The following is a 13,487-nucleotide window of genomic DNA, read 5'->3' as shown; positions in this document are numbered from 1 at the left end:
TTCGTTGAATCAATTCTCTGTTCTTTCCGGAATGACAAAGTGCTGATTAAAAAGTCGCTCGGACTCGCGCAGTCCTTCTTCCGTAAAGATCACGGACTTCGTCTTGTTGACTGGGTCTTCGATGAGGCCTCGTTCATGGAGCCGGTTCAGCACATCCCAGTCGAAGCCCTTCCATGCACGGTATCGGTCATGCAGGGTCAGGTAGAGGAGCGCGAGGGAAACTTCATCAATTGCGTCGGTATTGATATTCATGATGCTCCTGCCGCAGCCTTGCGGACGCGCACACAAAACCGTTCGAGGCTGGCCAGGATCTCATCGGCCGACTTGCTCCAGACAAACGGTTTGGGGTTCGCGTTATAGACATCCAGATAATGACGGATCGCGTCTTCGAGTTGACGTGTCGACCGATGCGTACCGCGTCGAAGGTATTTTTCAGTGAGCGCGGCAAACCATCGTTCGACCTGGTTAAGCCACGACGCCGAGGTGGGTGTGAAGTGAACATGGAAGCGAGGATGACGAGCGAACCAGGCTTTGATCGAGGGCGTTTTGTGCGTGCCATAGTTGTCCATTACCAGATGCACCTCCAGGTAAGACGGCACGCTGGCTTCGATGGTGCGCAGAAAGCGCACAAATTCGCTGCTGCGATGGCGCCGATGTACCTCGCCGATTACTTCACCAGTAGCGATGTCCAGCGCCGCGAACAGGGTGGTCGTACCGTGGCGCATGTAATCGTGGGTACGTCGCTCAGGGATGCCGGGTGCCAACGGCAACATGGGTTGCGTGCGATCGAGCGCCTGAATCTGGCTCTTCTCGTCCACGCACAGCACCATGGCCTTGAGCGGCGGGTCCAGGTAAAGCCCGACGATATCCCGCACCTTGTCGACGAACATCGGATCGCTGGAGAGCTTGAACGTCTCCTGCCGATGCGGTTGCAAGCCAAAAGCACGCCAGATTCGTGTGACCGCTGTCTGCGACAATTTCATTTCGCGAGCCATCGTGCGCGTGCTCCAGTGAGTCGCTCCGACAGGCACGGACTCGAGCGTCTTCGCGATGACCGCATCGACGCGCGCGTCATCAATCGTCCTCGGTGCGCCGGGCCGTGGTGCATCAAGCAGGCCGTCCACACGATGGCTCACGAATCGCGCCCGCCACTTCGAAACCGTTTGCTGTGTGACCCGCTGTTTCGCCGCAACTGTCTTGTTGTCCATGCCATCGGCACAGGCCAACACGATGCGCGCCCGCAATGCCAGGGCCTGCGCGGTCTTGCGTCGCATCGTCAGCGCTTGCAGGTCTTCGCGCTCCGAATCGCTCAGCACGAGTTCCCCTTTGGACCGTCCACTCATCGTTGCCTCCGCGTATCAAGTGCTACACAGGACACTTTAGTACGTGATCGGCATCATTCAATGAATTTTTAACTCAGGACACTAGGAAGAAGTATCGGTGGCGCGCTACAGCAACCCCGCAAAATGCGCCACCACAAACACAACCGCGCCGCCCGCGATCAGCACCAACGCATTGATACGCGTCGTCATCACGAGCACGGTCGCGATGACCGCGGTGAGCCACGCAATCCACCCGCCTTCGAGCTCCTTGATCAGTACATAGACGGCCGCGAGAATCAACCCGGCCGCCACCGGCCGCAACCCGGCCTGCAACGCATTCAGCCAGCGCGCGCCTTCGTGCCGGTTCCATACGTGCACGACGCCATACATCAGAAACGCAGTCGGCCCAAATAGCGCGACGGTCGCGACGAGCGCGCCACCGAGTCCGCCGACCTGATAGCCAATCAGCGTCGCGAGCAGCGAGCCAGGACCGGGCGCGAGCCGCGCGATCGCGAAGTCGCTGAGAAATTGCGCATGGGTCATCCAGTGATGCACGTCGACGACCTGGCGCTGCACTTCGGGGATGATCCCTTGCCCGCCACCGACGGTGACGATCGACAGCGGCGCGAACACCGAAAACAGGGCGATAAGAATTCTGAGCACGGCAGAAGCTTTTGTGGAGTTTGACTTGCGGCGATAAAAGCCGATCAGGGCTGGCGCGCCTCGCGCACGTATTCATAGCCGACGCTCAACGCGCCGGCGATCAGCACGGTCCATACCAGCGACACGCGAAACACCGCGGCGGCCGCGAACGTCGCGAGCAGCACCAGATACGGAAACACGCGGCGCGGCAGCCGGCGTGCGGCGGTGATCGCCATCGACAGCGACAGCCCGATCGCGCCGGCCGCGGCGCCAGCGAGCGCGATATGCGTGAGCGGAAACGATGCGATCGCCGAGAAGAACGCGCCGAGCAGAATGATCACGACGGCCGCCGGAAAGATGATGCCGCAGAATCCCGCAACAGCGCCGCGCCAGCCGAGCAGCCGGTAGCCGATCCAGATCGCCAGATTCTTCACGTTGACACCGGGCAGCGCCTGCGACAACGCGAGGCCGTTGAGAAATTCGTCTTCGCTCATCCAATGGCGGTCGTGCACGAACTCGCGCATGAACCAGCCGCTCAGTCCGCCGCCGAAACTCGTCAGACCGATGCGGGCGAAGATCAGAAAGAGGCCGAGCGAGGTCACTTCGCGCGGCGGTGGTGCGTGGTGTGGCGCGTCGTCTTCGGGTGTCGATACCGGGTCGCTGACGTCTTGCCCGTGGATGCCTTTGGCCAATGCTCGTCCTTAGTCGTTTTGATCGTGCCGCACTTGCCGCGCGCCCGGCACGATAGCCGCAGACGTCGCCGATGACGTAGCCGATGAAGCAGACGCAGCCGAAGGCGAGGAAGCCGAAGAAGGTGCCGAGGCAGCCGAAGAAGCCGCCGCCGGATGCCGCGGATCATGCAGCTCATCGGTCGACCACCCGCCGCCCAGATCGCCAAACAACGACGCCGCGTGCAGCAAGCGCGATTCCTGCACGTTCAGCGCGGTCTGCCGCGTCGTCAATTGCGTCGCTTGCGCAATCGCGACCGTCGTGTAATCGACGGTGCCCGCCTGGTATTCGTTGAACGCGATCTCCGCGCCACGGTCCGCGTCGCGCACCGCCGTTTCGAGCACGAGCGCCTGCTCGGCGAGAATGCGCAGGCCGGACAGATCGTCCTCGACGTTCTGGAACGCGCCCAGCACCGTGCCGCGATAGTTGGCAACGGCCGCGTCGTAGGCCGCCTTCGCCGCGTCGACATCCGCGCTGCGCAGGCCGCCGTCGAACAGCGTCTCGGTCGCGCTGCCGCCGAGCGACCACACGTAGTTCGCGGCCTTCAGCAGACCGGACAGCGGCGACTGCGTGAATCCGGCCACGGCCGACAGCGAGATGTCCGGGTAATACGCGGCCACCTCGACGCCGATCGCCGCATTCTGCGCGGCCATCTTGCGCTCGGCGGCGGCGATGTCGGGGCGGCGTTCGAGCAGCGTCGACGGCACGCCGACCGGCGCCGACGGCAGCGCCGGCATCGCGGTGCTATGCGTGATCGACAGCTCTTCCGGGTTCTTGCCGACCAGCACCGCGATCGCATGCGCGTTCTGCGCGCGCGCGACGCCGAGCGCGATCAGATCGGACTTCGCGGTATTCAACTGGCTGCGCGCGGTGATCACGTCGCTCGGCGCAATCGTGCCCGCGCGATCCTGCTCGGTGACGACGTCGAGATAGTGCTGATACGCGACGACCGTTTGCTGCAGCAGGTCGATGTTCGCGTCGCTGGTGCGCAGCTCGATGATCGCGGTCGCGAGCGCGACCTGCTCGGAGAGCGTCGCATTCGCGAGCGTCGCTTCGCTCGACTGCGCGCTCGCGGCGTTTTCCTCGACGGTGCGGCGCACCTGGCCCCACAGATCCGGCGCCCAGCTCACGTTGCCTTCCAGCGAGCCCGAATTGACGATGCGCGTCGCCGTACCGTTGACGAAGCTTCCCGAGGCACTGACCGAACCACTGCTCGCGCGTTCGCGCGTCGCCGAACCGGTAGCGCCGATGGTCGGAAACAGGGCCGCGTGCGCGGCGCGCACTTCGGCGAGCGCTTGCTGGTAATTCGCGTAGTCCACGCGCACGGTCTGGTTCGACACCGCGACGAGCGGTTCGAGTTCGTCGATCAACGGATCGTTGAACGCGCTCCACCATGTGCCCTTCGGGCCGGTCGCGTTCGGCTCGGCCTGGGTCCAGCCCGGCAGTTCCGAGTACGTGGCGGGCACCCTGACCTGCGGCCGATGATAGTCCGGGCCGACCATGCAGCCGGCGTTGAACAGCGCCAGCAGCGCGACGACGAGCGTCGCGATGCTCGGCAACCCGGCGCGAGACCCTGTCATTCGTTCAGTCGAAATCTTCATCGTCATGCCTTCGTATCCGCTTGTCCCGGCTTCGCGTCGCGGTTCCAGCGCAGCCCCGCGGACCATCTGACCAGCCGTGCACGCAGACGGTCGAGATACAGATAAATCACCGGCGTCGTATAGAGCGTAAACATCTGGCTCAGGATCAGCCCGCCCATCACCGTGATACCGAGCGGCTGGCGCAGCGAGCCGCCCTGGCCCATGCCGACCGCGAGCGGCACCGCGCCGAGCACGGCCGCGAACGTCGTCATCATGATCGGCCGCAGACGGATCAGCGCGGCCCCGTGGATTGCGTCGCGCGCGGGCATCTGTTGCTGGCGCTGCAACTGGATCGCGACGTCGACCATCATGATGCCGTTCTTCTTGACGATACCGATCAGCAGGATGATGCCGATCATCGCGATCACCGAAAACGGCGTGCCGAAGATCAGCAGCGCGAGCGTCGCGCCGATGCCCGCGGATGGCAGCGTCGACAGAATCGTCAGCGGGTGGATCGAGCTCTCGTACAGCACGCCGAGCACGATGTAGACGACGCCGAGCGCCGCGAGAATCAGCAGCGGCACCACGCCCATCGACTGCGAATAGGCCGCCGCCGCGCCTGCGAACGAGCCGTGGATGCTCGCGGGCATGCCGATCTCGCGGATCGTTTCGTTGATCGCCGCGCCCGCCTGGCTCAGCGACCCGCCGGCCGGCAGGTTGAACGAGATCGTCGCGGCGACGAGCCCACTCTGATGGTTCACCTGCGTCGACGTATGGCTGTTCCTATACGAGGTCAGCACCGACAGCGGCACCATCGTTTCGGCGGCCGTGCTGTCCGCGCTACCGGTCGAACTGCCGCCCTTGCTGTTGGCGATGCTGTTGTTGGTCGCGTTCGACTGCGCGTCCGAGTTGCGCGAGTTCGTGTTCGACGACGTGCCGGTCGTGGTCGCGGTAGTAGTTGCCGATACCGTGCCGTGCGGCATCTGTGTCGCGGCCGTGCCGGTCGGATTGCCGGCGGACGTGCTCAGATAGATCCGCTTCAGCGTCTCTGGATACTGCCAGTACTCAGGCGCGACCTCCATCACGACGAAGTACTGGTTCAGCGGGTTGTAGATCGTCGACACGGTGCGCTGGCCGAACGCGTCGTACAGCACGTTGTCGATCTGATTCGGCGCAAAGCCGTAGCGCGCGGCGGTCGCGCGATTGATCGTCAGGTAGCTCTGCAGGCCGTTCTGCTGCAAGTCGGAGTTCACGTCGAGCAGCCGCCCGCGCTCCTTCGACAACGCGGCGACGAGCTTCGGCGTCCACGCAAACAGCGCGGCGGAATCGTCGCTCGTCAGCGTGTACTGGTACTCGGCCGCCGATTGCCGCCCGCCGATGCGCAAATCCTGCTGCGCCTGCAGAAAGAGTCGCGCGCCCGACACTTCGTCGAGCTTCGGCCGCAGCCGGTTGACGACCTGGGTGGCCGTTGCGTGCCGCTGCGACAGCGGCTTCAACTCGATGAACACATTGGCGGTATTGAGCGCGCGCCCGCCGGTAAAGCCCGCGACGGACTGCACCGCCGGATCCCTTTGCACGATCGACTGCAACTGCGCGAGCTTCTTCTGCATCGCCGTGAACGAAATGCTCTGGTCGGCGATGATCTGCCCGATCACGATGCCGGTGTCCTGTTCGGGGAAGAAGGTGGCCGGCACCAGCTTCAGCATGAACACGTTGCCGACCAGCAGCGCGAACAGCAGCAGGATCACCAGCAGCGAATGATCGAGCACGGCCGTGAGCGTACGTGCGTAGACGTCCTTGAAGCGATCGAACTGCCGCTCGATCCAGCGCGCCCAACGCGCTTTCGAATGACCGGCGTTGTCGCGGCTCAGCACGTACGCGCACATCGCGGGCGTGACCGTCAACGAGATCACCAGCGAAATCAGGATCGCGATCGACAGCGTGATCGCGAACTCATGGAACATCAGTCCGACGATGCCCGGAAACAGGATGATCGGCAGAAACACCGCGATCAGCGACAGGCTCATCGAGATCACCGTGAAGCCGACTTCGCCCGCGCCCTTCAGCGCGGCCTCTTTCGGACTCAACCCCTGCTCCATGTACCGCACGACGTTTTCGAGCACGACGACCGCGTCGTCGACGACGAAGCCGGTGCCGATGGTCAGCGCCATCAGCGACAGATTGTCGATGCTATAGCCGAGCAGATACATCGGCCCAAAGGTACCGACGATCGACAGCGGCAACGCGACCGCCGGCACCAGCGTCGCGCGCGGCGACTGCAGGAAGATGAACACGACGCCGACCACCAGCAGCACCGCGATGAACAGCGTGCGCTCGGTATCGCTGACCGACGAGGTGACCGACTGCGAGCGATCGATCGCGACATCGACGTGCACGTTGCTCGGCAACGTCGCTTCGATCGCCGGCAGCACGTTGCGTATCTGCTGCACGGTGCTGACCACGTTGCTGCCCGGCATCGGATAGACGATCACGAGAATCGCCGACTTGCCGTTGAAGAGCCCCGCGTTGCGGATGTTTTCGTTCGAGTCGCGCACCTGGGCGACGTCGCGCAACTGCACCGGCGCGCCGTCGCGATACGCGACCACCAGATCGCGATACGGCGCCGCGTGCGTGATCTGATCGTTCGAGGTGACCACGTAGCGCTGATCGCCGACGTCGATATGCCCCTTCGCGCTGTCGGCATTGGCAGCACTGATCGCCGCGCGCACGTCTTCCATGCCGATCCCGTAGCTATTGAGCTTGCCCGGCTGCAACTCGACGCGCACGCTCGGCAACGCGCCGCCGCCGAGCGTGATCTGGCCGACGCCCTGCACCTGCGACAGCTGCTGCTGGATCACTGAATCGGCGGAGTCGTAGAGCTGCGCTTTGGTCAGCGTGTCCGAGGTCAGCGACAGCACCATGATCGGCGCCTCGGCGGGGTTGTACTGGCGGTAGCTCGGATTGCTGCGCAGCGTGGTGGGCAGATCGGCGCGCGCGGCCTGGATCGCCGCCTCGACGTCGCGCGCGGCGCCGTTGATGTCGCGCTTCAGGCCGAACTCGACGATGATCAACGACGAGCCGACATAGCTGATCGAGGTCAGCTCCGCGACGTCGGCGATGGTTGCGAGCCGCCGCTCGAGCGGCTCGGCCACCGTCGACGCCATGATATTCGGGCTCGCGCCGGCCATGTTGGCCTGCACGACGATCACCGGAAACGCAATGTTCGGCAGCGGCGCGACCGGCATGCGGAAATACGCGAGCGTGCCGGAGATCAGGATCGCGATCGCGAGCAGCGTCGTCGCGACCGGCCGCCGGATGAAGATCGCCGGGATGTTCACCGCGTGCCCTCCGCGCCGCCTTCCGGCGGACGCCCACCCGGCTCGTCGCCGCCGTTGCGCTTAGCGCGCTCGGCGCGCCAGCGGTTCACACGCGTGGCCATACGGTCGAAGAACAGATAGATCACCGGCGTCGTGAACAGCGTCAGCACCTGGCTCAGCGTCAGGCCGCCGATGATCGCGAGACCGAGCGGCCGGCGCAGTTCCGAACCGGTGCCGGTGCCGAGTAGCATCGGCAGTGCGCCGAGCATCGCGGCGAACGTCGTCATCAGGATCGGCCGGAAACGCAGCAGCGACGCCTCGAAGATCGCATCGCGCGGCGCCTTGCCATGATTGCGTTCGGCATCGAGCGCGAAGTCGACCATCATGATCGCGTTCTTCTTGACGATGCCGATCAAGAGCACGATGCCGATGATGCCGATCACGTCGAGATCCATACCCGCGAGCATCAGCGAGAGCAGCGCGCCGATACCGGCCGACGGCAGTGTCGACAGGATCGTGACCGGATGGATGAAGCTCTCGTACAGCACGCCGAGCACGATATACACGGCAACGAGCGCCGCGATCAGCAGATAGACCTCGCTGGAGAGCGAATCCTCGAACGCCGCGGTCGCGCCTTGCAGCGACGACGTGATCGACGGCGGCAGCTCGATCGACTGCTCGGCCTGGTGAATCTCCTTGACCGCGGTGCTCAACGATGCGCCCTTCGCGAGATTGAACGACACCGTCACCGACGGAAACTGCGCGAGATGGCTGATCACGAGCGGCGCCTTCGCGATCTGGATCTTCGCAATGCCGGAAAGGGGCACCTGACCCGTGCTGCTGGTCTGGCTCGGCAGATACAGATTGCCGATCGACTGCACGGTCGGCATCGTTTCCGGTTTCGCGACCAGAATTACGCGGTACTGGGCCGATTGCTCGAAGATCGTCGACACGATGCGCTGGCCGAGCGCGTCGTACAACGCGTTGTCGATCGTCGCGGGCGTGATGCCGAAGCGCGCGGCCAGTTGCCGGTTCACTTCGACGTTCACGCTGAGGCCGTCGCTATTGAGATCGCTCTGCACGTCCGACAGCGACGGAATCTGCTTCAGGCGCGCGACGAGTTCCGGCACGTACTTCTGGAACGCCTGCTGGCTCGGTCCGCGCAACACGAAGCTGTACTGGTTCGGCGACACGGTCGTGTCGAGCGTCAGGTCCTGCGCGGGCTGCATGAACAGCTTCACGCCGGGCACGTGCGCGACTTCCTGCGCGAGCCGGCGCGCGATTTCCTGGGCGGTGTCCGAGCGCTGGTCGCGCTCGCGCAGATTGATCAGGAAGCGACCGTTGTTCAGCGTCGCATTAGTGCCGTCGATGCCCACGTACGACGTCAGCGAGACCACGTCCGGGTCTTTCAGGACCGCCTCGGCGAGCGCGCTCTGGCGCTGCACCATCGCCGCGTACGACACCGAGTTGTCGGCGACGCTGATGCCCTGGATCACGCCGACGTCCTGCACCGGAAACAGTCCCTTCGGAATCACCACATACAGGATGCCGGTCAGCACCACGGTGGCGATCGCGACCATCAGCGTCAGCGTCTGATGGTCGAGCACCCAGCGCAGGCCGCGCTCGTAGGCGGCGAGCGTCTTGTCGAACAGGCCCTCGCTGATGCGCTCGAAGCGGCTCGGATGGCGCTCGGCCTGCGCGCGCAGCATCCGCGCGCACAGCATCGGCACCACCGTCAGCGACACGACCGCCGAAATCACGATCGTGACCGCGAGCGTCACCGCGAACTCGCTGAACAGCCGCCCGATCACGCCGCCCATGAACAACAGCGGAATCAGCACCGCGATCAGCGAAATAGTCAGCGACAGGATCGTGAAGCCGATCTGCCCCGCGCCTTCGAGGGCGGCTTCGAGCGGCGACATGCCCTCTTCCAGATAGCGCACGATGTTCTCGATCATCACGATCGAGTCGTCGACCACGAAGCCGGTCGCGATGATCAACGCCATCAGCGACAGGTTGTCGATCGAGTAGTTGAGCTGGTACATCACCGCGAGCGTGCCGATCAGCGAGACCGGCACCGAGATGCTCGGAATCAGCGTGGCGGGCACGTTGCGCAGGAACACGAAGATCACCGCGACGACCAGCACGATCGCGAGAATCAGTTCGAACGCGGCGTCCGCGACCGACGCGCGGATCACGCCGGTGCTGTCCGACACCACGGTCACTTTCATGCCGGCCGGCAGCGTCGATTCGAGCTGCGGCAGCTCCTTCATGATCTGGTTGACCGTCTGGATCACGTTCGCGCCCGGCTGGCGCTGCACGTTCAGCACGATCGCGGGCGAGCCGTTGTACCAGGCGCCGCGCTCGACGTCCTGGGCGGCCTGGCTCACGCGCGCGACGTCGCGCATGAATACGGGCGAGCCGTTCTGGTAGGCGATTACGGTGTCGAGGTAGTCCTTCGGATCGGTGATCTGATCATTGCCGTTGATCGTGTAGTCGAGATCGGGGCCGTCGAAATTGCCCTTCGGCTGGCTCACGTTCACATAGCTCAGCAGCGTGCGCAGATCGTCGATGTTCAGACCGTAGGCGGCGAGCTTGTGCGGGTCGGCTTCGACGCGGATCGCGGGCACGTTGCCGCCGCTCGTCGTCACGACGCCGACGCCCGCCACTTCCGAGATCTTCGTGCCGAGGCGGTTGTTCGCGACGTCCTCCAGTTGCGTCAGCGACATCGACTTCGAGGTGACCGCGAGCGTCAGAATGGGCTGGTCGGCGGGATTGACCTTTGCGTAGGTCGGCGGCGCCGGCAAGCCAGACGGCAGATAGCTGTTCGCCGCGTTGATCGCCTGCTGCACGTTCTGCTCGGCGATGTCGAGGTTCAGCGACAGATCGAACTGCAGCGTGATCACCGACGCCCCGTCCGAACTGTACGAGGTCATCTGCTGCAGGCCCGGAATCTCGCCGAGCTGCACCTCGAGCGGCGCGGTCACGGTGGTCGCCATCACCGTCGGGCTCGCGCCCGGATAAAAGGTCTGCACCTGAATTGTCGGATAGTCGACGTTCGGCAGCGACGACACCGGCAGCACGCGCATCGCGATCAGACCGACGAGCACGAGCGCGATCATCAGCAGCAGCGTCGCCACCGGGCGAAGAATGAACAGGCGGGAAATGTTCATCGGCGCGGGGGTCCGTTACGACGAGGCGGCTTCGGACGCGGCCGGCGCAGGCGATGCCGACGCGCTCGACGCCGGCGCGGCTTCGGACGCGGCGGCGGGCGCTTTCGGGCCGGCGGCGGACTTCGGATGCGCCGGCTGGATCTTCGCGCCGTCGTTCAGACGATCCATGCCGTCCGTCACGACCTGGTTGCCGGCCGCGAGTCCCGACACGATCACCGTGTTCTTGCCGTCGCTCGGTCCGAGCTTGACCTTGTGCACGGACACCGTGCTGTCCGGATTGACCAGATAGACGAAGTCGCCCGGCGCGCCGGACTGTACCGCGGCGGTCGGCACGAGCACCGCGTTCTGCATCGTGTCGACGAGCAGCTTCACGTTGACGAACTCATTCGGGAACAGCGTTTCGTCGCCGTTCGCGAAGGTCGCGCGCAAGGTGACGGTGCCGGTCGCGGTCGCCATCTGGTTGCTGATCGCGTACAGCGTGCCGGTCGCGATCTCGCGCGAGTTGTCGCTCGAATACGCGGTGACCGGCAGCTTCGCGCCGGTGGCGAGACGCTGCACGATCGACGCGAGCGAATCCTGCGGCACCGTGAACTGCACCGTGGTCGGCTTCACGGTCGTGATGACGACGATGCCCGTCGACGACGACGCGGTCACATAGTTGCCCGGATCGACGAGCCGCAAGCCGACCTTGCCCGCGATCGGCGCGGTGATGCGGCAATAGGCGAGGTCGAGATCGAATTGGGCGATGTTGGCGAGGTCGACCTTCACCGCCGCTTCGTCCTGCTGCACGAGGAATTGCTGATCCGCGAAGGTTTGCTGCGCGATCGACTTGCGTTCGTTCAACTGCGTATAGCGCTCGAGATCGGCGCGCGCCTGCGCGAGCGACGCGCGGTCTTTCGCGAGCGTCGCTTCCGCCTGCTGCTTGCTGATCTGATACTGGCGCGGATCGATCTGCGCGAGGAACTGGCCTTTTTGCACCTCCTGGCCTTCGTGATAGCCGACTTCGGTCAGATAGCCGCTCAGCTGCGGCAGCACGGTCACGGTTGCGATCGGCGTGACGGTGCCGAGCTCGCTCAGTGTGACCGGCATCGAACCGAGCGTCGCCTGCGCGACGGTGACGACGATCGCCGCGTTCTCGCGCACCGGCTTCTTGCGCGTCATCAGATGAACCACGACGAGCGCGACCAGCATGAGCACGACAACCGCGAAGATGATGAGCCCGCGTCGGGAGCGCTTTGGCGGCGGGGACACGGTTTCGCTCATGTTGATCTCCGGGAACGGATATTGGTGTTGATACTCGGTTGGAAGCTCGTCCGCTGACGGGACTGCGCAAAAGTGCCATGGTTCACGCGCGTTGTCATCAGTCGAACGCCTCCGGACGTGTTGTTATGAAGACGTAAGGAAGTGGGGCAAGAGCTTGAATACGGGCATGCGTGAATGTAACCGGCTTGCGCCGGCCTTGAGTTACAGGGGTGCAACATGTTGGCCGCTGGAAGAGTCCGGGGCATCGATCGGGCGGCACGTGGGGCGGACACCCGCATGGGCAGAGTTATGGGCGCGGCGGGACATCGCAATATGCGGTAACAGACGACAGCCAACTGACAACCGGGCCGTGCGTCCAGAATCGTCACAATCGTCCGCTATCATCGCGAGCCAGCGTCGCGCGCGCCGCGACTGTCACGACACCCCACAACCTCGCCCCGATGTCCATCACCGTCAATTTCCCAGCCGAAGTCCGCGACTGGATCGCCGCCAACCTTTCGCGCGGCGTCGCGCCCCAAGCGATCGTCGACGAACTGGTGAGCCGCGACAACGCGGCCGAGCTCGCGTCGGCGATGGTCGATGCGGTCGCATCGGCGTTCCTGTACGGTATGGCGCTGCCCGGCGACAAGCTCGAAGTCGGCAGCGCGCCGCTCAGCTACCAGCCCGAGCCGCTGCGCGTGCCCGACGCTCCGCTGATCCAACTCGGCGAGCGCAAGGTGCGCGTGCTGTCGCGGCTGCAACGACCGGCCGCCGTGCACATCGCCAATTTCCTGAGTGCCGATGAATGCGAGCAGCTGATCGCGCTCGCACAGCCGCGGCTCGACCGGTCGGCCGTCGTCGATCCAGTGACCGGCCGCGATGTGATCGCCGGTCATCGCAGCAGTCACGGGATGTTTTTCCGTTTGGGCGAGACGCCGTTGATCGCGCGCATCGAGGCGCGCATCGCGGAACTCACGGCAACCCCGGTCGAGAACGGCGAAGGCCTGCAAATGCTGCACTATGAGAAAGGCGCGGAGTCGACGCCGCACGTCGACTATCTGATGACGAGCAACGAAGCGAATCGTGAGTCGATCGCGCGCAGCGGCCAGCGCATGGGCACGCTGCTGATGTATCTGAAAGATGTGGAAGGCGGCGGTGAGACCGTGTTTCCGCAGATTGGCTGGTCGGTCGCGCCGCAGCGCGGGCACGCGCTCTACTTCGAATACGGCAACCGCTACGGGCTGTGCGATCCGAGCTCGCTGCACGCGAGCACGCCGCTGCGCACGGGCGACAAGTGGGTGGCGACCAAGTGGATTCGGACGCGGCGCTTCGCGCCGCGCGTTCAGGCTTGAGAAGTCAGGCCTGAAAGGCAACGCGTGTCGAGGTGAAAAGAGCGTGCTGTCTGTCCGCGCGCGTGGAAAAACATTCGAACGACTCGCGCGAGCCGTTGTCAGCTTCGCGCTGCTAGCCGAGGCGGGTTGC

Annotated in this window: 9 protein-coding genes; 1 reads left to right on the top strand and 8 read right to left on the bottom strand. The window is 64.5% G+C overall.

The window, feature by feature from the left end:
- Positions 1–9 precede the first annotated feature (9 nt).
- From OKW35_RS20575 to OKW35_RS20540, 8 genes are all read right to left on the bottom strand, one after another.
- A complete protein-coding gene (locus OKW35_RS20575) occupies positions 10–252 on the bottom strand; it encodes a DUF6429 family protein (protein ID WP_090812276.1) in 243 nt (80 codons plus the stop codon).
- Positions 249–1,343, bottom strand: a complete 1,095-nt coding sequence (locus tag OKW35_RS20570) for an IS630 family transposase (protein WP_184069115.1) — start codon at positions 1,341–1,343, stop codon at positions 249–251. The genes OKW35_RS20575 and OKW35_RS20570 overlap by 4 nt, the downstream gene beginning before the upstream one ends.
- A 105-nt stretch (positions 1,344–1,448) precedes the next feature.
- Positions 1,449–1,985, bottom strand: a complete 537-nt coding sequence (locus OKW35_RS20565) for a chromate transporter (protein WP_429553003.1) — start codon at positions 1,983–1,985, stop codon at positions 1,449–1,451.
- A 44-nt stretch (positions 1,986–2,029) separates the two neighbouring features.
- The gene (locus tag OKW35_RS20560; RefSeq protein WP_090807716.1) at positions 2,030–2,656 is read right to left on the bottom strand and encodes a chromate transporter; all 627 of its coding nucleotides are present in this window, start codon (positions 2,654–2,656) and stop codon (positions 2,030–2,032) included.
- 9 nt (positions 2,657–2,665) lie between these two features.
- Positions 2,666–4,300, bottom strand: coding sequence for an efflux transporter outer membrane subunit (locus OKW35_RS20555; RefSeq protein WP_429553002.1), 1,635 nt, complete (start codon positions 4,298–4,300; stop codon positions 2,666–2,668).
- A complete protein-coding gene (locus OKW35_RS20550) occupies positions 4,297–7,611 on the bottom strand; it encodes an efflux RND transporter permease subunit (RefSeq protein WP_429553001.1) in 3,315 nt (1,104 codons plus the stop codon). Before OKW35_RS20550 ends, OKW35_RS20555 begins: the two co-directional genes overlap by 4 nt.
- Positions 7,608–10,763: an efflux RND transporter permease subunit gene (locus OKW35_RS20545; protein WP_429553000.1), complete on the bottom strand. Its 3,156-nt coding sequence runs from the start codon at positions 10,761–10,763 to the stop codon at positions 7,608–7,610. Before OKW35_RS20545 ends, OKW35_RS20550 begins: the two co-directional genes overlap by 4 nt.
- Positions 10,764–10,778: 15 nt before the next feature.
- The gene (locus tag OKW35_RS20540) at positions 10,779–12,026 is read right to left on the bottom strand and encodes an efflux RND transporter periplasmic adaptor subunit (protein WP_429552999.1); all 1,248 of its coding nucleotides are present in this window, start codon (positions 12,024–12,026) and stop codon (positions 10,779–10,781) included.
- Between the two features lie 440 nt (positions 12,027–12,466).
- Here OKW35_RS20540 and OKW35_RS20535 point away from each other — a divergent pair, with 440 nt between their 5' ends.
- Entirely contained in the window at positions 12,467–13,357 is an 891-nt protein-coding gene (locus tag OKW35_RS20535) for a 2OG-Fe(II) oxygenase (protein ID WP_429552998.1), read from the top strand.
- Positions 13,358–13,487 lie beyond the last annotated feature (130 nt).

The organism is Paraburkholderia sp. MM5477-R1, from assembly GCF_050436385.1.
GTDB classification, from domain to species: Bacteria; Pseudomonadota; Gammaproteobacteria; order Burkholderiales; family Burkholderiaceae; genus Paraburkholderia; species Paraburkholderia tuberum.
The sequence above is the reverse complement of the archived record's forward strand: the minus strand, read 5'-3'. Positions and strand labels throughout refer to the sequence as shown.